We start from the raw sequence: 19,446 nt of genomic DNA, 5'->3' as shown, positions 1-19,446 counted from the left end.
CGACTGACAGCGCCGGGTCGATGGTGGTGATTTTAAAAGAAAGGGCGGGGTGGCACCAGCCGCAACCGCAACTATCGGGATGTTCGTGTTGGAAAGGGCTGTAACCGCACGAACATCCTGCATTTACCGACTATTCCGGCTCATCGAATCGGTTCTGAACCAGGGACAGTAGCGCTACCCAGGCTTCTGAGGCATCGTCTCCCTCAATGCGCACATTCAGTTCGGTGCCCTGACTCGCCGCCAGCATCATGACCGACATGATGCTTTTCGCGTCGGCTTCGCGGCCATCTTTGACCAGTACGATCCGGCTCTCAAACTGACCGGCGACGCCGACCAGTTTGGCTGCCGCCCGGGCATGCAGCCCGAGCTTGTTGATAATGGTCAGTTGTTCCTGAATCACGCTTCGTCGTGCCCCATGTCCCGGTGTCTGATCTGAACGCTTGGATAGTTGGCAGAGAAAGTACCATAGAGTTGTTCACAAATGTAAACACTGCGGTGCTGCCCGCCGGTGCAGCCAATGGCAACGGTGAGATAGGCGCGCTGATTCGCTTCATACTGACGCAACCAGCGGTCAACAAATCGACGAATGTCTTCAAACATTTCGGTAACGGCGGGTTCGCGCTGCAAGAACGCCTGAATAGGCTCATCCCGCCCGGTATGGACTCGTAGCGCCTTGTCCCAATAGGGGTTGGGCAAGCATCGAACATCAAACACCAGATCGGCATCCCGGGGCAGGCCGTGTTTGAACCCGAACGACAGGAACTGCAAGGCGATGCCTCGGGGCTTGCGAATGACCCTGGAGCGTATTTGGTCGCGCAGTTCCTGCAGCGACAGACTGCTGGTGTCTATCTTTAGTTGTGCCAGAGCCGCAACCGGGGCCAGCAGCTGTGCTTCGTGGGCGATGGCTTCGGCCAGTGAGCGATGCTGATCGGTCAGCGGGTGCTTGCGGCGAGTGGCGGAAAACCGTTGCAACAGAATGGTTTCGTCGGCATCCAGAAAGAGAATCTCGGGGATCAGGTCGGTTTTCAGGGAGGCCAGAATCTCGGGCAAATGGGCAATGCCCTGAGGCGACATGCGCGCATCGATACAAACGGCGGTGTTGGGCTGATCGGTACTGGCCGACATCCAGCGCACCAGCTCGGGGAGCAGTGACGGCGGCAGATTGTCGATGCAATTAAAGCCCGCGTCTTCCAGGGCGTTCAAGACCGTGCTCTTACCCGACCCTGATCGACCGCTGATGAGTATGAGGCGGTGTGGTTTGGCCTGCGTCGCCATGGTGATCAGAATCCCTTGAAGAAGAGCCGGTAGAGTTCGTCGGGATCACGGGTATCGCGCAGGGCGGCAACCGTCTCTGAGTCGTTAAATCGTTCTACAACGGCGGCCAGTAATTGCAGGTGTTCATCGGTGGCGGCTTCGGGAACCACCAGGGCGAACATCAAATCGACAGGTTGTCTGTCCGGCGATTCAAAGTCGACGGCGTCATCGAGTTTCACCAGAGCGGCGACGGGCCGGTCGATGTTGGCAAGGCGGCAATGGGGCAGGGCAATGCCCTGACCCAGTCCGGTGGACCCAAGACGCTCCCGGGCAATCAACTGATCGAACAGGTCAAGTTCGGTGACGCCTGGTACTGCGCTGGCAAGGCGTTCCGCCAGGGTTTGCAGTACGCGTTTTTTGCTGGCGCCGAACGCGCCGACAAAGACGCGTTCAACGGTCAGGACTTGGTCCAGTGGTATCATGATTAACGTGAATTCCCGTGCATTCGATCAACTGTCTTCTCTTTGTGTTTGAGCAGTTGACGGTCCAGTTTATCCGCCATCATATCAATGGCGGCATACAAGTCATCGTGTTCAGAGTCCGCATGAATCTGGGCACCCTTGATGTTGAGTGAAGCTTCAGCTTTTTGCCGCTGTTTTTCAACACTGAGGGTGATTTGTACATTGCCAATCTGGTCGAAGTGTCGCTCCAGCCGGTCCAGTTTCTGACCGACATAGTCGTTCAGTGCTTCAGTAACTTCTACATGGTGACCACTGATGTTGACTTGCATAGTCCGCTCCTCTTGCAGTGATGGATCTGCGGTTCCTGACAAGGCGATGTCCGCAGGGCAATGTTATCCGATTTCCCTTTGCCTGTTTCAGTCTAGCTCCTATTACAGAATTTGGCGCCTGGACCGACGGCTTTCAAGCACGGCTCGGCCCACTCCACTGATCTAGATCAGACGTTTACGTTCATTTGACGGAGGAATCATCATGGCTTCACGGTATTTGGCGATGGTACGTCGGGCTACCTGAATGCCTTTGTCGCCCAGCAAAGTGGCGATCTTCGAGTCACTCAATGGCTTGCGCGGGTTTTCGGCCGCGACCAGCTTTTTAATGATGGCACGAATGGCAGTGCTCGAGGCTTCGCCACCACTGTCGGTACTGACGTGACTGCTGAAAAAATACTTAAGTTCAAAGATGCCGCGCGGCGTGTGCATGTATTTTGGGGTGGTCACCCGGGAAATGGTCGACTCATGCATTTCGACCGCTTCGGCAACATCGTGCAAGACCAGAGGTTTCATGGCTTCTTCACCGTATTCCAGGAAACCGCGTTGATGCTCGACAATGTTGGTGGCCACTTTCAGCAGTGTTTCATTGCGGCTCATCAGGCTCTTGATAAACCAGCGAGCCTCTTGCAGGTGGTCTTTCAAATAGGTGTTATCGCTGCTGGAGTCGGCCCGCTTGACCATGGACGCATAGGAGGCGTTGACCCGCAGTTTCGGCGCAATTTCCGGATTCAGCTCAACCAGCCAGCGATTGTTTTTGATGTCTTTGCGAACGATGACATCTGGTACCACGTATTCATCTTTACCGCTTTCTATCTGATTACCAGGGCGCGGGTTCAGGCTCTGAATCAGCGCAATAACATCGCGCAGTTCCGGCTCTTTCAGTTTGGATTTTCGCATCAACTGGCTGTAATCGCGGGAGGCAAGCAGATCGAGGTAGTTGTTGACCACCGTCAAGGCGGCGTCGCGCCAGGGGGTGTCGTCGCTCATTTGCTTCAGTTGTATGGTCAGGCAGTCGGCCAGGTCCCGGGCACAGACGCCGGGTGGGTCGAAGTGCTGAACGCGGTGCAAAACGGCTTCGACTTCGTCCATTTCCAGCGGATCATCGTCATTGGCCATGTGCGCGGTCAGGCCCTCGAAAATATCGTCTAGGCTTGACGACAAATACCCCTCAGCATTGACGCTTTCGATCAGGCTCTCGGCGATTTGCCGGTCGCGATCCGTCATGGTGGTTAGGTTCAGTTGCCAGTTCAGATGATCCCAGAGTGAGTCAGTGGTGCCGTAGACGTTTTCGAAATTGAAGTCATCGTCTCCGGACGGCAGGCCGTGACTGGTGGGGGCGTGGGTGTAAATGTCGTCCCAGGAGCTGTCGACGGCCAGGTCGTCGGGAATGTGTTCGGCAATCTCCAGCTCGCGCTGATCACCCTCGTTGGAATTTGCGGTGTTTTCCGCATCGCTGGTGGCTTTCTGGTCAACAGATTGGCTGTTTTTTGAGTCGGTGGCGCCCGAATCGTCCACGTCTTCACGAACTTCGAGCATGGGGTTGCTTTCGAGTGCCTCCTGTATCTCCTGTTGCAGATCCAGAGTCGACAGTTGCAGCAGGCGAATGGCTTGTTGCAGCTGAGGCGTCATAGTCAGCTGCTGGCTCATTTTTAGTTGTAAGGAGGTCTTCATAGAGCGTTATATGTGCCTTTGGCCATGGTTATAAGCGGAATTGGTCGCCTAAATACACTTCACGAACGGTGGCGTTGTTCAAAACGTCCTCCGCTGTCCCTTCTGCAATGATGTGGCCGTTACCCACGATGTAGGCTTTTTCGCAGATGTCGAGGGTCTCCCGGACGTTGTGGTCGGTGATCAGTACGCCAATACCACGATCTCTCAAGTGATGGATTATAGCTTTAATATCGCCGACGGAAATGGGGTCTACCCCGGCAAAAGGTTCATCCAGCAGAATGACAGCCGGTTCCATCGCCAGCGCCCGGGCGATTTCGACCCGGCGCCGTTCACCACCAGACAATGCCATACCCAGGCTGTCACGAATATGGGTAATGTTAAATTCACCCAGCAGAGACTCCAACTGCTGTTTTTGCGCGCTGCGCGACAGGTCTTTGCGGGTCTGCAGAACGCCCAGAATATTATCCTGTACTGTCAACTTGCGAAAGATGGACGCTTCCTGCGGCAGGTAGCCGATCCCCTGTCGGGCCCGGGCATGCATGGGCAGGCGGGTGACACTTTTATCCCCGATCAGAACCTCGCCGTTGTCCGCCGGTACCAGACCAACAATCATGTAGAAGCAGGTGGTTTTGCCGGCACCGTTAGGTCCTAACAGGCCAACGATCTGGCCTTTTTCAACGCTGAGGCTGACATCCCGCACAACGGGCCGCTTCTTGTAGCTCTTTGCCAGGTTCTTTGCTTCCAGCAGCGCCATTCAGTCCATCGCTCCCGGTTGTAAGGTCCAGGTGGCCTGGGGCGCATCCCCGTTATTATCGGTGCTGCGCCGGGACCGGACATCCAATGATTCGTCCAGCAAATTGTAGCGGATGTAGTCAGCTTCAATTTCGCTGCCGGACTGGGTCAGGTGGCCGTTGCCTTCGGTGATGATCAGGTCGTCATCGGGCCGGTATTCTATGCGCGAGCCCCTTACTTCAATCAGGCCATCTTCTTCACTGGGCAGTTCCTGGTAGCGGGCCGGTTCGCCTTTGGCTTCCAGGAAGGTGATGTCACCGGTTTCCGGGTCCCGGCGCACATCCAGGGTGTCCGCCCAGACTTCCAGTGTACCCTGTTTCAAGTAAACGTTGCCGGTGAAGGTGGCTTCACCCCGGCTGCTTTTAAAATTGCCTTCATCAGCTGTGATCGTCATTGGCTGATCACGATCACCCGGCAACGCCCAGGCAGGCTGGACAACCAGGCAGGTTAAGGCCAGAAGCATCATCAGGGAGATGCGGTGGTGGTGTAGGCGGGTTGTCTCAGTTCGCATCATAGCGAATCGATACCTCTGATTTGAGCGTTATGTCGGAATCCTCACCGGTCAGTATGGCGTCCATTCCGGTGCCGCGGGCCTCCTGTCCGGGTTGCAGCAGTCTAACAGGCCTGGGCGTTGTGACGAAGCGACCATTCTGCTCGACCCGTAGCCAGTCGGTATAGAGCTGCATGCCGTCCGGTGTTTGCTGTTCGATTACTTCAACGTTTTGTTCAAAATTCATACTTCCGTCGTTGAATAGGACTGCCTGGTCAGAAGTGATTTTCCACGGCTGGTCAGGGCTGGACAGCACGGTCATTACCGGCCGTGTCATCAGGCTTTCGCCATTGCGTTCATAATAGGCCAGAGACTCGGCCCGCGCCCGCAGTTCGGGTTGGCCTGCCGCATCAAAACGAGTTTGATCCGGTTGTTCGATGTAAAGATCGGGCGCGTTTTCAGGCAGTTCCAGCCGGGCACGTCCTGCGGTTTCATCCTGGCCGGTTTGCCACCAGATGGCGAGTGCGACAAGTCCCAGGCTTGTGGCGACAATCAGGGTGCGGCGCCGGTTGGCCATCAGGCAACCCCGGCGCGAAGGATGTCGTGCAGGTGAATCACACCCGCGGTCTGGCCGGCATCTACGATCACCAGTGAGGTGATTTTGCGTTCTTCCATTTCATAGAGCGCCTGAGCGGCCAGTTGGTCTGGGTTCATGGTGTAGGCGCCGCTGTGCATAACGGAGCGGATGGGCGTGGTCAGAATGTCGATGCCCTGATCCAGGGTGCGGCGCAGGTCACCGTCGGTGAAAACCCCCAGTAAATCGCCCTCAGCGCTGATGATGGTGGTCATGCCGAGCCCTTTTCGGGTCATTTCCAGTAATGCATCGCGCAGCAGGGTGTCAGGTTCCACCACAGGGATTTCCAGGCCCGTGTGCATGATGTCGCCAATTTTCAAGAGCAATTTGCGACCCAGGCTGCCTCCCGGGTGAGAAAAGGCGAAGTCATCGGCGGTGAAACCTCGGGCCTCCAGCAGGGCAATAGCCAGCGCATCGCCCATCACCAGTGCGGCTGTCGTCGAGGAAGTGGGTGCCAGATTCAGCGGGCAGGCTTCCTGTTCGACACCGCAATAAATATGGGCATCGGCCGAACGCCCCAGGGTGCTGTCAGGGTTGCCGGTCATGCCGATCAGGCCTGCACCGAGCCGTTTGATCAGCGGGATCAGGGTGACGATTTCGGCCACTTCCCCTGAGTTTGACAGGGCGATGACGACATCCTGCTCGGTGATCATGCCCATATCGCCATGGCTGGCTTCACCCGGATGTACAAAGAAAGCCGGCGTGCCGGTGCTGGCTAGCGTTGCCGCCAGTTTGTTGCCGATGTGGCCGGACTTGCCCATACCGGTTACCACGACACGTCCCTTACAGGCCAATACCCGCTCGCAGGCCTGCTCAAAGGCGCTGTCGAGGTGCGTGGTCAGCCCTTGCAGTGCTTTGATTTCCAGATCAAGTGTGCGCCGCGCTGACGTCAGGTAATTCAGGTGTGGTTTCATTGTAATATGGCTGCCTGGTCCGGTCGGACGTTGTTCGGTGCTGTGTTATAGAGAGATAGAATACCACAATGCCTCCTGGTCTGAAGGGGGTGCACAACGGCAGCTCAGTGCAAATTTTTCTTTATTTACGCAGGGTTATGACTGATGGGGGGTCGATTCAGGCCGGATTCAGGCCTAAGCTGTAGGCTGGACAAAAAAGGGACATCGGGAGCCTTTATGATGAAACACAGTGGAGCGGTACGCGCATTCATGCTGGCTGGCATTGTGATGTTGGCCAGTCAAGCACAGGCATTTACACCCAGTAAGCCTGCCGGGCAGAGTGTTATGGACGGTGTCAACGCCGTGCTGGAGGTGGTTAAGAAACACAGCGAGCACGGCAGTGCAGGAGATCGGGAGGCCTACCTGGAAGAAGTGGGTGAGGTGTTGGACCCCTTGATTGGGTATACCGTTATCGTCAGTCGTATTATGGGTCGGGAGTTGCTGGAATCCTCTACTCAGGAGCAGAAATTACGCTTTCTTGAAGTGTTCAAGCGAAGCATGATTAACACTTATGCGGGTGGCCTCTATAATTTCGGGTCCTTTGAGGTCGAATTGCTGCCCAGTGAAAACGACAGCGAGAATACCGTACGCAATACCCGCGTGAACTTGAATGTGGTGTCCCCGGATGGCCAGGAATACCCCATGATTCAGAGCGTGTACTACAGTCGCGAAGCGGACGACTGGCGCATGCAGAATGTGATTGTGAATGGCGTTAACCTTGGCGTGACCTTCAAATCCCAGTTTGACCAGATCTATCGCGACACAGGCGGAGACCTGGATGCCACCATTGATGAATGGGAGCGTACAACGGCTGAAACGTTCGATGAAGAGCAGTTCCAGTAACGGGTGGGCCGGCCATTCAGGCTGGCCCTGGTTTTGAGGCACAGATCATTTCGATCTGGCTGCTTTTTCCGTATAATCCCCGCCCCTTTACATTCATACCCAAGCAGGAAGTACCATGTCCGCAGACGAAATTAAGGCCATGCTCGCCGCCGCCTTCCCCGGCGCAACCATTGAAGTCGATGGGGGTGGCGCCAAATTTACGGTCCGGATCATCGATGATGCCTTTGCCGGCAAGCGCCCGGTCCAGCGTCAGCAGCAGGTCTACGGGGTGCTGAATGAAAAAATCACTTCGGGTGACATTCATGCAGTGTCAATGGCGCTGTTCACCCCGGCAGAATGGTCCGGTCAGGAGAAGTGAACCTTGGATAAATTATTGATTACCGGCGGTAGTCGCCTGAATGGCGAAATCCGTGTCTCCGGTGCCAAGAATGCGGCTTTGCCGATCATTGCGGCCACTTTGCTGACCAAAGACCCGGTAACGGTGCGCAACCTGCCGCATCTGAACGATATTACTACCATGATCGAGTTGCTCGGTTGCATGGGCGTAGACGTCACCGTCGGTGAAGACATGAGTGTCGAAGTCTGTGCGGGAAACATCAAGAATTGCACGGCCCCTTACGAGTTGGTTAAGACCATGCGCGCGTCAATTCTGGTCCTGGGACCGTTGCTGGCTCACTTTGGCGAGGCCAATGTATCTCTGCCCGGTGGCTGTGCCATCGGCAGCCGGCCGGTCGACCTGCACATTCGCGGGCTTGAGGCGATGGGCGCCCATATCGATGTATCCGATGGTTACATCAAGGCCCGGTCAGATGGCCGGCTGAAGGGCGCTCGTATTTTCTTTGATACCGTCACCGTCACCGGTACTGAAAACATTCTGATGGCCGCGACACTCGCCGAAGGCACATCGGTCATCGAGAATGCAGCCAAAGAACCGGAAGTGGTGGATCTGGCTCAATGCCTCATCGCGATGGGAGCCAACATCACCGGTGCCGGTACCGATACCATTACTGTGGAGGGGGTTGAACGTCTCCATGAAGCCGATTACTCCGTGTTGCCGGACCGTATCGAAGCAGGCACCTACCTGGTCGCTGCGGCCATTACCGGTGGCCGAGTGAAATTGCGCGACGTCGACCCGGATACACTGGAGTCGGTGCTGATCAAGTTGCGCGAAGCGGGCGCCGAAATTACTCAGGGCGACGACTGGATCGTACTGGACATGCACGGGCAGCGAGTCCGGGCGGTTAATATCACCACAGCCCCGTACCCGGCCTTCCCGACCGACATGCAGGCCCAGTTTACCGCCTTGAACGCCATTGCTGACGGCGTTGGTACGGTTGAAGAGACGGTATTTGAAAACCGGTTCATGCACATCAACGAACTGGAGCGGATGGGCGCCAATGCCCGGATCAAGGGTAATACCGTGGTCATTACCGGCTGCGCAAAGCTGACCGGCGCGCCCGTAATGGCGACCGACCTGCGAGCGTCTGCGTCACTGGTGCTGGCGGGTCTGGTCGCTGAAGGCGATACGCTGGTCGACCGGATTTACCACATAGACCGTGGTTACGAATGCATCGAAGAAAAGTTGCAGCAATTGGGTGCGACGATCAAACGGGTCACAGGCTAAGCCGCCCGAGTCCCATCAGGGCCGGCAGCGACCCCCTTAGCTGCCTGGCCCGACGCCGGAATCGGGATCCAACACAGGACACTGCAGTGCAAAACCCTCAAGCGACATCAACTTCGCCGGATAAAATTACCATCGCCCTGTCCAAAGGGCGGATTCTCAAGGAAACCCTACCGCTGTTTGCAGCGGCCGGTATCGAGCCGCTTGAAGACATTCATACTTCCCGCAAGCTGATCTTCGAGACCACCCGGTCTGATGTTCAGTTCATCGTTATTCGGGCCACCGATGTGCCAACCTATGTCGAGTATGGTGTGGCGGATCTCGGAGTGGCGGGCAAGGATGTGCTGATGGAGCACGGCGCGGAAGAAATGTATGAAGTGCTTGATCTGCAAATCGCGCGCTGTCGGCTGATGACTGCTCGCCTTAAAGATGCCCCTGAAGTCGCCGGCAGAATGAAAGTCGCGACCAAGTTTGTGCGGGTTGCCAAGCAATATTTCTCAGAGCAGGGTCGACAGGTTGATCTGATCAAGCTGTACGGCGGTATGGAACTGGCCCCGATCATGAAATTGGCCGATTGCATTGTCGATATTGTCGATACCGGCAACACGCTGAAGGCTAACGGGCTGGTGGTTGAGGAACATATTGCCGACATCAGCAGTCGTCTGGTGGCCAGTCGTCTGGCGCTCAAATTGAAAGATGACCGCATCAACCCCATTATTGAGACGCTCGCGGCGGCCGTTCAGTCGTCTGCCGTCAGGTCCTGATTGAAACAGACGATTGCAACATCTTGCTCATTCTTAGTTGGTACTAATCAAGAGGCTTGAACCGCATGTCCGAGATCACGATACGGCGCCTGGAAGCGTCAGCCGGTGACTTTAACCAGCAACTGGATGCGTTGCTGGCGTGGGAGTCTGTTTCAGACGCCGACGTGCAGCAGACCGTCGCGACCGTGATCGATAATATCCGGCATCGTGGCGATGAGGCGTTGCTGGACTATTCACGGCAGTTCGACCGATTTGATGTATCCACAGCGTCTTCGCTGGTGCTTGACAAAGCGGCCATTGAAGCGGGCTACCAGCGCTTACCAGCGGAACAGCAGCAAGCGCTCGGCATCGCCGCTGAGCGGGTTGAGTCCTATCACCAGCGCCAGCTCAGCGAGAGCTGGAGTTACACCGAAGCAGACGGTACTGTTCTGGGTCAACAGGTGACGGCGATGGACCGGGTGGGTATTTACGTACCGGGCGGAACCGCGCCGCTGGCCTCTTCGGTAATCATGAATGCCATGCCCGCCAAAGTGGCGGGTGTGCGCGAAGTGGTGATGGCCACGCCCGCGCCGGACGGCAAGGTGAATGACTTTGTTCTCGGTGCTGCCCATGTAGCTCGCATCGACCGGGTCTTTCTGATGGGCGGAGCCCAGGCAATCGCTGCGCTGGCGTTTGGTACCGATACCGTACCGGCGGTTGATAAAATTGTCGGCCCGGGCAATATCTTTGTTGCTACGGCCAAAAAGCAGGTATTTGGCAAAGTCGGGATCGATATGATTGCCGGCCCCAGTGAAATACTGGTGGTGTGCGATGGCAAAACTGACCCGGACTGGATCGCCCTCGATCTGTTCTCACAGGCAGAACACGACCCGGACGCTCAGGCCATTCTGATCAGCCACGATGCCGACTATTTGAACTCGGTTGAAGCCGCCATTCAACGTTTGCTGCCGACGCTGGAACGCGCTGACATCATTCGCGATTCGCTGAATGCGCGCGGCGCCTTTATCAAGGTGAATGCGCTGGACGACGCCGTCGACCTGATCAATCGCATCGCCCCCGAGCACCTCGAATTGTCAATTGAAGACCCGCATGCCTGGCTGCCCCACATTCGCCACGCCGGTGCGATTTTTCTGGGACGCCACACTCCGGAAGCGCTGGGTGATTATTGTGCGGGGCCCAATCACGTCCTGCCGACCAGCGGTACCGCGCGCTTCTTTTCGCCGCTGGGAGTTTACGATTTTCAAAAACGCAGCTCCATCATTGGCGTGTCGGCTGAAGGTGCTAAAACCCTGGGCGCAGTGGCGTCAGTGCTGGCGCGTGGCGAGTTGTTGACGGCTCACGCTCGCAGTGCGGAGAAACGGCTGGATGACTGAGCTGCGCGATCAGGTTGATACTCGGGTTCACCGCTGGGTGCGGCCCGACATCACAGGCCTGGCGGCCTATCCAGTGCCGGATTCCACCGGCCTGTTGAAACTGGATGCCATGGAAAACCCCTATGGCTGGCCGGACGCCCTGACGGCACAATGGCAAGAGGTTCTGGCCAACGCACAGGTGAACCGCTACCCCCATCCGGAAGCGCCCGGGGTCAAGGATGCTCTTCGAACCGTCATGAACATCGACCCACGCTGGGAGATCCTGCTTGGCAATGGCTCCGATGAATTGATTCAGTTAATCGCTATGGCCGTATCCGGAGCAGACCGCACGATACTGGCGCCGGAACCCAGCTTCGTTATGTACCGGATGATTGCCCGCTTTCTGGGCATGGACTACGTCGGTGTGCCATTGACGGCCGAGTTTGAGCTGGACCTTGAACTCATGCTCAGCCGTATTGAGCGAGAGCAGCCGGCTGTTGTGTTTCTGGCGCAGCCCAATAACCCAACCGGCAATCTCTGGGGTGATGAGAAACTGCGTCGCATTATTGAAGCAGCGCCCGGTCTGGTGGTGATGGATGAAGCCTACACCGCGTTCACCGAGGCCGACTATCTGAACTGGCTGGACGACTACCCCAATTTGCTGATCATGCGCACCCTGTCAAAGGTCGGTTTGGCGGGCTTGCGTCTGGGTATTCTGATAGGTGATCCGGCCTGGCTTGAGCAGATCAACAAACTGAGGTTGCCTTACAACATCAATAATCTGACGCAATTGTCCGCGCAGTTTGCCTTGGAGCATTTTGACGTCTTCGAACAGCAAACCGCTGAACTGACGCGCCAGCGCCATGTGTTGCAACAACAATTGGCAGCACTTCCCGGACTGAAGGTCTACGACAGCCAGGCCAATTTCTTACTGGTTCGCACCGGCCCCGGCCAGGCAGTCGCCTTGCATGCCGCCTTGCGAGACGCCGGTATACTGATCAAGAAACTCGATGGCAGCCATCCGTTACTGGCCGATTGCGTGCGCATCACCGTGTCGTTTGAATCAGAAAATCAGCAACTGTTAAGCGCTCTCGAACGGCACTTGAACAACGCCTGATTGGTTTCCGGTGTGCCGGGGTTCAACCCGGCGCTCATTCTACCCTCGCGTCTTTTCCTTCTGCGATTTGTCGCCACAGTCTGCTCTCACAAGGTCCGCCTGGGTTAAAGGATTATCGTCAAATGCCGGTAAACGCGTTTCACTCGTCTTTTCCGGAGTATTGAGACCGTTCTGATGCCCCTCTTATCCTGACGTGAGTCCCGGCATTGACAGGTGTCTGGTTCAGTTCGCAGACAGGCAGTGTCGGGCGGGTCTCCCTGTCGCTAGCGGCTGAATCGATTGCGCTCTGGTCACGGTCAGCGCAGTGATCGAATTGGTGTACACTGATATTCCGTTTTCTATCGAGCAGAGTTGATCAACATGACCTTGCACCGTGACGAGCTGACTGACTATCTGAACGACTATCTGGCGGTTTCCCGGTTCAGCGATTATTGCCCCAATGGCTTGCAGGTTGAGGGGAAGGCCGACATCCGCCGACTGGTAACCGGTGTCACCGCGAGCCAGCGCCTGATAGACGAAGCCATTGACCGGCAGGCCGATGCCATTCTGGTTCATCATGGCTACTTCTGGAAAGGCGAGGCCGCGCCATTGACGGGTATCAAACGCAACCGGTTAGCCGCGTTGCTGGCGAACAACATCAATCTCTATGCCTATCACTTGCCGCTGGATGCTCATCCGGAGGTTGGCAACAATACGCAATTGGCGCGTCTGATGGGGTGGAACGTAACCGGGCAAGTTGACGACAGCCTGGTGATGCTGGGTGAGGTTGACGGTGGGCACACCGGTGCCAGCCTGCGCCGGCAATTGTCTGAGGCACTGGAATTCGAGGTGTTGCACATCGGGGAGTCAGAAGACCCGATCGAGACCATTGCCTGGTGTACCGGGGCCGCGCAGGGATTTTTGCAACAGGCTATTGATGCCGGTGTTGATGCGTTTGTGTCCGGGGAGATCAGTGAGCCGACGGTGCACCTGGCCCGTGAAAGCGGCGTGCATTATTTTGCAGCCGGGCATCATGCTACTGAGCGGGGAGGGCCCGCAGCGCTGGGCTTGCACCTGGCGCAACGGTTTGGCTTATCGGTGGAGTTTATCGACCTGCCCATTCCGGTGTAAGCACCGGTACCCGGCAGGATGCCAGCTTCTGCCGGCATCCTGCCACGGGCAGGTCAGTCTTCGATGACGCCTTCATCGCGCAGCAGTGCAATCACCTCTCTGGGGTTGGCATCCTTGATCTTGATGCCAAAAGGCGCGTCCGATTCACCGGCGATAATCGCGATCAGCCCGGCCGCTTCCAGGTAAGGAGCGACCGCCAGCGCATCGTCTGGCCGGATAATGGCACTGACGTGACCCAGATCGAACAAGGCCCGTTCGATTTTCACCGCCTGCTCGGCAGCATTGTCTACGGCAAGCACCAGAGATACCGGCTTCTGACGATAGCGGGCCCGACGTTCATTCTCGCTGACCGGATGGCTGTCTGACACATCGGCGGCACTCTCGATCATGCCGGCTCCGACGGTGATGTTGCTCAGCCGATCTACTACGATGAAGGCTCCCGTCGCCCGGTGACTGCGATAGGGGTCGGCAACAATGGTTTTGTTCAGTTGCAGTCGAACGTCACCAATGCCATTCAGAGGCAAGGTTTCAGTGTCGATGGTGTTCAGGCTGTTCACGTCGATCTGGCGATCGAGGCGGGTGAACTGGCCGGTGGCCGTCTGGGTTCCCACTTTAAAATCGTACTGTCGACCCGGCACCATGGCATCGTCGTGCATCCACACCAGCTTGGCCTGAAACGCCTGAGCGACCAGCGGCGACTGGTTGGCACCGACCAGCATGTCGCCACGACTGATGTCGATTTCGTCGGTCAGCGTCAGCGTAATGGCCTGGCCTGCATGTGCCCGATCGAGATCACCATCGAAGGTTACAATGCGCTCCACGGTGGAGGACAAACCGCTTGGCAGCACGCTGACCTTGTCGCCGGGTTTAATCTCACCAGACGCCACGGTGCCGGCAAATCCCCGAAAGTTGAGGTCGGGCCGGTTGACGTACTGCACCGGCAAGCGGAACTGGCTCTGGTCGCTGTCGCGGTTGATCTCCAGCGTTTCCAGCAACTCGATCAGCGTTGGGCCGGGGTACCAGGGAGAGCGTTCACTGAGCGTGACCACGTTGTCGCCATCGAGGGCGGAAATGGGCACAAAACGGATATCTGGCAGCGTCAGTTGCTCGGTAAAGGCCAGATAAACAGCCTGAATCTCTTCAAAGCGTGACTGGCTGAAATCCACCAGATCCATCTTGTTCACCGCCACAATCACATGTTTCAGGCCCAACAGGCTGGCAATGTAGCTGTGCCGCCGGGTTTGGGTCTGCACCCCGTAGCGCGCATCGATCAGGATGATCGCAAGATCGCTGGTGGAGGCACCGGTCGCCATATTGCGGGTGTACTGTTCATGCCCCGGTGTGTCGGCAATGATGAACTTGCGCTTGTTGGTCGAGAAGTAGCGGTAAGCCACATCGATGGTGATGCCTTGCTCGCGCTCGGCCTGCAGGCCATCGACCAGCAGGGCCAGATCGATCTTCTCACCGGTAGTGCCAGACTTGCGGCTGTCTTTTTCGATTGCCGCCAACTGATCCTCATAGATCATTTTCGAGTCGTGCAGCAGTCGCCCGATCAGGGTGGACTTGCCGTCATCGACGCTGCCGCAGGTTAAAAACCGCAGCAGTTCTTTCTGTTCATGTTGCTTCAGGTACTCATCGATGTCCTGAGCAATCAAATCGGACTGGTGTGCCATGGGTCTGTATTCCTCATGCATTGCGCCGCTGGAGCCTGTTGGCGCTCAAACAAAATCGGTCGGTTGAATCAGAAATAGCCTTCCTGCTTTTTCTTTTCCATGGAACCTGATGAATCGTGGTCGATGGCGCGGCCCTGACGCTCACTGGTGGTGGTCAACAGCATTTCCTGAATGATCTCTGGCAGGGTGGTCGCCGTTGATTCAACCGCGCCGGTCAATGGGTAACAGCCGAGGGTTCTGAATCGTACCGACTTGTGCTGAACTTCTTCATCCGGGCGCAGCTTCATGCGGTCGTCGTTGATGTTCAGCAACATGCCGTCGCGCTCAACAACGGGACGTTTGGCCGAGAAATACAGTGGGACGATGGGGATGGACTCCAGGTGGATGTACTGCCAAATATCCAGCTCTGTCCAGTTGGACAGCGGGAATACCCGGATGCTTTCACCCCGGTTGATCTTGCCGTTGTAGATGTTCCACAGCTCCGGACGCTGATTCTTAGGGTCCCAGCGATGGTTCCGGTCGCGGAAGGAGTAGACGCGCTCCTTGGCTCGGGACTTCTCTTCATCTCGCCGGGCACCGCCAAATGCCGCATCAAAGCGATGCAGGTCCAGGGCCTGTTTGAGCGCCTGGGTTTTCATGATATCGGTATGTTTGGCGCTGCCGTGGTCGAACGGGTTGATGCCCTGGCGAATGCCGTCTTCATTGCGATGGACGATCAGGTCGAGATCATACTCCTCGACCAGCCGATCCCGGAATTCGTACATTTCCTTGAATTTCCAGCCGGTATCGACGTGCATCAGCTTGAACGGCAATCGCCCGGGGAAAAAGGCCTTGCGCGCCAGATGCAGCATGACGGCGGAGTCTTTGCCGATGGAGTAGAGCATGACCGGGTTGTCAAACTCGGCCGCCACTTCACGAATGATGTGGATACTTTCGGCTTCAAGCTGTTTGAGATGGGTAAATACGTCGTGTGACATAGTTCGTCCAGTACAGAAGTGATCTGGGCGAACTATATCAAAGCTTTTTGTTATTGTTGCTAGGCTTTTAAGAACGTTTGGGAATAGATCTATCGCGACTTTTTAGAAGCCGTTTCTGCTTTGGTGCCGGTCGGGGTCTCATCTGCTGTGGCAGCGGCTTCTTCTACCCGAGTGAAACCAAAGGATTCTGACAGCATGCCAATGTCTTTGGGGGTTTTGGTGGCGTAGTCTCTGGGCATGTCAACGTCACTGCTACTTGCAGAGGGTTTTGGGGCCAGGTCCTGCAGGTCTTCACCGCCAGCGCGGGCCGATTCCAGTCGATACTCAGGTGCGACCAATTGGTCGGCGCCCTGGTTCAGATGGTCGCGAATGCTGGCATAGCTCTGATTCAGGTTGTCGATCAATTCTGTGGTGCGGCTAAAGTGCTCGGTCACGTTGATCTGGTAGTTCTGATGCTGGCGCTTCAAATCCTCCAATTGACGCTTCAGCCCATTGGGATCTTCTCCCTGTGCCTTGCCCCACAGACGGCTCAAGACTGCACCGGCGAGCAGTGCTATGACGATGATGATGATGAAGGTGATCCAGTCCAGTTGCAGCATTGTGTTCTCCATTAAGCTTCTTACCAGGCACAGTATAGATGAAGCGGTGTGTCTGTCGTGCTGCCCTGCTGGGCAGTCCAGTCAGTATAAAGTCTTTAAAAATGCATGGCGTGAGAAACATTTGTGCCTGACAGTCATTGATTGTGCAAATGGTTCCCGTAAAATTCCGACCCCTTTACACCCTGCCCGGAGCACCGGATGAGCACACCCTGGACGCGATATCAGGCCGATCTTAGCAAAGAGGGCTTCTCCCATGATCCGGCTCAGGAAGAAGCCGTCAAGGCATTGCAGCAACTTTACGACCAATTGATAGCCCAGCGCGCCGAAGAAGCAAGCATCACCGGGCGCCTAACCCGGCTGTTTCGCAAGCAAACGGAGCCGGTGACCGGCTTATATTTCTGGGGCGGTGTAGGACGTGGCAAGACCTATCTGATGGATACCTTTTTTGACACCTTACCGTTTGATGATAAGCGCCGCATGCATTTTCACCACTTTATGCGACGCGTTCACCAGGGTTTGAAAGACCACCGTGGTCAGGCCAATCCGCTTGAAGGTGTCGCTGAGGAGATCAGTCACGAAGCGCGAGTACTGTGTTTTGACGAGTTTTTTGTATCCGACATCGGCGATGCGATGATTCTTGCCAATTTGCTGCGCGCCTTGTTCAAACGCGGTGTGACACTGGTTGCCACCTCCAACATTGAGCCCGATGGCCTCTACAAAGACGGCCTGCAGCGTCCGCTGTTTTTACCTGCCATCGACCTGGTTAAAAAGTATACCCGGGTGATGAACGTTGATGGTGGGGTTGATTACCGCCTGCGGACGCTGACTCAGGTGAAAATTTTTCACACCCCTGCCGATGCAGCAGCAGAAGCGTCGCTGGCGTCCAGTTTTGAGAAGTTGGCTCCTGACTTGGAGGCGGTTGAAGAACAGCAATCACTTGATGTGCTTGGCCGGAATATCAGGACTCAACGGTTGTGCGAAGACGTTGTCTGGTTTGATTTTGATGCGCTGTGTGATGGCCCCAGAAGCCAGAACGACTATATTGAAATTGCCCAGTGCTTCCATGCCGTGCTGATCAGTAACGTCCCCGTGTTTCATGGGAAGAACGATGACAAGGCCCGGCGCTTTATCAATCTGGTCGATGAATTTTATGATCGGCAGGTGAAACTGCTGATGAGTGCAGAAGCGAATATAGAAACCCTATACCAGGATGGGCGGCTTGGGTTTGAATTCCGACGAACGGTCAGTCGTTTGCAGGAAATGCAATCGGAGGAATATCTTGCCAAGGCGCATCGAGGGTAGGTAAGCATGACTAGTGTGGTAAGCATTATCCTGGGGAATTCGAATTCGAGGTTTTCCGGGGTTACCAGCACCATGTTACAAGTTCTTGAGGTGCAAAAAGCGAAGGCCGATATCGTCGTGCTCGGGGCACACCACCTCCCTGCGGATGTGCGTTCAGTGAGCCTTCGTGAAGCTGCTGAGTGGGCCAGGCAATCCCGGCGGGAAGGGCGGATCATTGTTTTCCACGCCCGTCGCAATAACGAAATGATTCAGGCGCTACTGCTCAAATATGTGTTTCTGGCCCCGTTGCGTATCGTTTTTACATCGACAGCCCAGCGGAAAAAATCATGGATTACTCGCTGGCTGATGCGTCGTATGGACGGGATTCTGTCAACCTGTGAAGCGGCGGCCAGGTTTATAGCCTCTCCTCCTGACCAGATTATTCCCCATGGTATCGATGCGAAACTCTACCGGCCGGCCACAGACCGGGATGCTGCCTATCAAAAACTAGGCCTTCCTGGTCGTTATGGTATTGGCATATTTGGACGGGTTCGCCAGCAGAAAGGGATCGATACTTTGCTGGAATCGGCGTTGGACCTGCTGGCGGACTATCCTGACTGGTCCGTAGTGATCGTGGGCGAGATTACGCCTGAACAGAATGGGTTCGTCGAGGGTTGGCAACGGAGGATTGACCAGGCTGGTCTGAGCGAACAGGTCGTGTTTACTGGAAAGTTGCCATTTGAGCAGATCCCCGAATACTTTAAAGCTATGTCAGTCGTCACTGCACTAAGTCGTACCGAAGGCTTTGGCTTGACGGTACTTGAAGCAATGAGTTCAGAAACGGCCGTTGTTGCAACCGAAGCTGGGGCCTGGCCGGATATAATAGAGTCAGATCGAGATGGGTACATTATACCAGTAGCTGACAGTCTTGCGCTTACAGCACATTTGAAGAGACTAATGGAAAGCCCGGAGTTGAGAGCAGAGATGGGAGCTGCCGGCCGTGCCAAAGTGTTGGCCAACTATACCGTGGAGCGAGAGGCACAGGCGTTGCTGGACTATTACTGTTGGCTGGCTGATTCCTGAGTTGTCCATGCCGGTAGCGATATCGGTAAATAAGACCGGCTAAGGTCTTGACCGGGTGTCGATTTTCCCTATAATGCGCCTCCGCTGTGACCGAACAGCGGCTCCAACCAGCCGAGAGGCGGGATGAAGTGAAGGCTCTAAAGAACTGATTCTAAAGAACNAAGTAATTCGTGTGGGCGCTTGTAGGTCGACGCTGAATCACTCTGCTTATTGAGCTTCACTTCGGTGAAGGGATTGAGTCGAGCGAGGACGCATAAAGAATTGTTCTTCATAGAAGAACACTCGATCTGTAAGCGACCTGTCAATGAATTCATTTGTTGAAAGGCGCCTTTTGGTTTCGGTCAGAGGGTAGCTTGCGTCGAGCAAGATTGGGCGGATGCCTTCGGGTATCGGCCAAACGATTTAAACTGAAGAGTTTGATCATGGCTCAGATTGAACGCTG

The 19,446-nt window shown here is 55.9% G+C and carries 21 protein-coding genes; 9 read left to right on the top strand and 12 right to left on the bottom strand.

Translation table 11 applies throughout. The features are described 5' to 3' along the window. Positions 1–130: 130 nt before the first annotated feature. The 9 genes from EP166_RS07935 to EP166_RS07895 all read right to left on the bottom strand — a co-directional run bounded on the left by EP166_RS07935 (position 131) and on the right by EP166_RS07895 (position 6,545). The gene (locus EP166_RS07935; protein WP_127556304.1) at positions 131–400 is read right to left on the bottom strand and encodes an HPr family phosphocarrier protein; all 270 of its coding nucleotides are present in this window, start codon (positions 398–400) and stop codon (positions 131–133) included. After that, positions 397–1,275 (bottom strand): RNase adapter RapZ, encoded by an 879-nt coding sequence (rapZ, locus tag EP166_RS07930; RefSeq protein WP_127556303.1) that lies wholly within the window; start codon positions 1,273–1,275, stop codon positions 397–399. Before rapZ ends, EP166_RS07935 begins: the two co-directional genes overlap by 4 nt. A gap of 5 nt (positions 1,276–1,280) precedes the next feature. Then, a complete protein-coding gene (locus tag EP166_RS07925) occupies positions 1,281–1,736 on the bottom strand; it encodes a PTS sugar transporter subunit IIA (protein ID WP_127556302.1) in 456 nt (151 codons plus the stop codon). 2 nt (positions 1,737–1,738) lie between these two features. Then, positions 1,739–2,044, bottom strand: a complete 306-nt coding sequence (gene hpf, locus EP166_RS07920) for a ribosome hibernation-promoting factor, HPF/YfiA family (RefSeq protein ID WP_028669370.1) — start codon at positions 2,042–2,044, stop codon at positions 1,739–1,741. Positions 2,045–2,206: 162 nt separating this feature from the next. Beyond that, complete coding sequence (locus tag EP166_RS07915) at positions 2,207–3,715, bottom strand: RNA polymerase factor sigma-54 (protein WP_127556301.1); 1,509 nt, start codon at positions 3,713–3,715, stop codon at positions 2,207–2,209. Between the two features lie 28 nt (positions 3,716–3,743). After that, on the bottom strand, positions 3,744–4,469 hold the full coding sequence (lptB, locus tag EP166_RS07910) for an LPS export ABC transporter ATP-binding protein (protein WP_127556300.1): 726 nt from the start codon (positions 4,467–4,469) through the stop codon (positions 3,744–3,746). Next, entirely contained in the window at positions 4,470–4,970 is a 501-nt protein-coding gene (lptA, locus tag EP166_RS07905; RefSeq protein ID WP_281276794.1) for a lipopolysaccharide transport periplasmic protein LptA, read from the bottom strand. It lies immediately after the preceding gene. 37 nt (positions 4,971–5,007) lie between these two features. Beyond that, positions 5,008–5,574 carry an LPS export ABC transporter periplasmic protein LptC gene (lptC, locus tag EP166_RS07900; RefSeq protein ID WP_127556298.1) on the bottom strand — a complete coding sequence of 189 codons (567 nt, stop codon included), beginning with the start codon at positions 5,572–5,574 and terminating at the stop codon, positions 5,008–5,010. Beyond that, a complete protein-coding gene (locus EP166_RS07895) occupies positions 5,574–6,545 on the bottom strand; it encodes a KpsF/GutQ family sugar-phosphate isomerase (RefSeq protein ID WP_127556297.1) in 972 nt (323 codons plus the stop codon). Before EP166_RS07895 ends, lptC begins: the two co-directional genes overlap by 1 nt. A gap of 216 nt (positions 6,546–6,761) precedes the next feature. On the opposite strand from EP166_RS07895, the gene EP166_RS07890 reads away from it, so the two are divergent. The 7 genes from EP166_RS07890 (at position 6,762) to EP166_RS07860 (ending at position 13,391) form a co-directional block, all read left to right on the top strand. Next, positions 6,762–7,427 (top strand): MlaC/ttg2D family ABC transporter substrate-binding protein, encoded by a 666-nt coding sequence (locus tag EP166_RS07890; RefSeq protein WP_164743862.1) that lies wholly within the window; start codon positions 6,762–6,764, stop codon positions 7,425–7,427. A gap of 115 nt (positions 7,428–7,542) precedes the next feature. Continuing rightward, complete coding sequence (locus EP166_RS07885; RefSeq protein WP_127556295.1) at positions 7,543–7,785, top strand: BolA family protein; 243 nt, start codon at positions 7,543–7,545, stop codon at positions 7,783–7,785. 3 nt (positions 7,786–7,788) lie between these two features. Then, positions 7,789–9,051: a UDP-N-acetylglucosamine 1-carboxyvinyltransferase gene (gene murA / locus EP166_RS07880; protein WP_127556294.1), complete on the top strand. Its 1,263-nt coding sequence runs from the start codon at positions 7,789–7,791 to the stop codon at positions 9,049–9,051. Positions 9,052–9,137: 86 nt separating this feature from the next. Beyond that, complete coding sequence (gene hisG, locus EP166_RS07875; RefSeq protein ID WP_246026247.1) at positions 9,138–9,812, top strand: ATP phosphoribosyltransferase; 675 nt, start codon at positions 9,138–9,140, stop codon at positions 9,810–9,812. Positions 9,813–9,877: 65 nt separating this feature from the next. Next, a complete protein-coding gene (gene hisD / locus EP166_RS07870) occupies positions 9,878–11,185 on the top strand; it encodes a histidinol dehydrogenase (protein WP_127556292.1) in 1,308 nt (435 codons plus the stop codon). Further along, the gene (hisC, locus tag EP166_RS07865; protein ID WP_127556291.1) at positions 11,178–12,281 is read left to right on the top strand and encodes a histidinol-phosphate transaminase; all 1,104 of its coding nucleotides are present in this window, start codon (positions 11,178–11,180) and stop codon (positions 12,279–12,281) included. Before hisD ends, hisC begins: the two co-directional genes overlap by 8 nt. Positions 12,282–12,641: 360 nt before the next feature. Then, positions 12,642–13,391 carry a Nif3-like dinuclear metal center hexameric protein gene (locus EP166_RS07860; RefSeq protein WP_127556290.1) on the top strand — a complete coding sequence of 250 codons (750 nt, stop codon included), beginning with the start codon at positions 12,642–12,644 and terminating at the stop codon, positions 13,389–13,391. 53 nt (positions 13,392–13,444) lie between these two features. Here the strand turns inward: EP166_RS07860 and cysN are convergent, their stop codons facing one another. The 3 genes from cysN to EP166_RS07845 all read right to left on the bottom strand — a co-directional run bounded on the left by cysN (position 13,445) and on the right by EP166_RS07845 (position 16,640). Further along, a complete protein-coding gene (gene cysN, locus EP166_RS07855; RefSeq protein WP_127556289.1) occupies positions 13,445–15,064 on the bottom strand; it encodes a sulfate adenylyltransferase subunit CysN in 1,620 nt (539 codons plus the stop codon). A gap of 68 nt (positions 15,065–15,132) precedes the next feature. Then, positions 15,133–16,041, bottom strand: coding sequence for a sulfate adenylyltransferase subunit CysD (gene cysD / locus EP166_RS07850; RefSeq protein WP_127556288.1), 909 nt, complete (start codon positions 16,039–16,041; stop codon positions 15,133–15,135). Positions 16,042–16,130: 89 nt separating this feature from the next. After that, the gene (locus EP166_RS07845) at positions 16,131–16,640 is read right to left on the bottom strand and encodes a Z-ring associated ZapG family protein (protein WP_164743861.1); all 510 of its coding nucleotides are present in this window, start codon (positions 16,638–16,640) and stop codon (positions 16,131–16,133) included. 198 nt (positions 16,641–16,838) lie between these two features. On the opposite strand from EP166_RS07845, the gene zapE reads away from it, so the two are divergent. Next, positions 16,839–17,942 carry a cell division protein ZapE gene (gene zapE, locus EP166_RS07840; RefSeq protein ID WP_127556286.1) on the top strand — a complete coding sequence of 368 codons (1,104 nt, stop codon included), beginning with the start codon at positions 16,839–16,841 and terminating at the stop codon, positions 17,940–17,942. A gap of 72 nt (positions 17,943–18,014) precedes the next feature. Further along, entirely contained in the window at positions 18,015–19,004 is a 990-nt protein-coding gene (locus EP166_RS07835; protein ID WP_220432528.1) for a glycosyltransferase family 4 protein, read from the top strand. Positions 19,005–19,446 lie beyond the last annotated feature (442 nt).

The organism is Saccharospirillum alexandrii (genome assembly GCF_004000275.1).
Lineage (GTDB): Bacteria > Pseudomonadota > Gammaproteobacteria > Pseudomonadales > Natronospirillaceae > Saccharospirillum > Saccharospirillum alexandrii.
The sequence above is the reverse complement of the archived record's forward strand: the minus strand, read 5'-3'. Positions and strand labels throughout refer to the sequence as shown.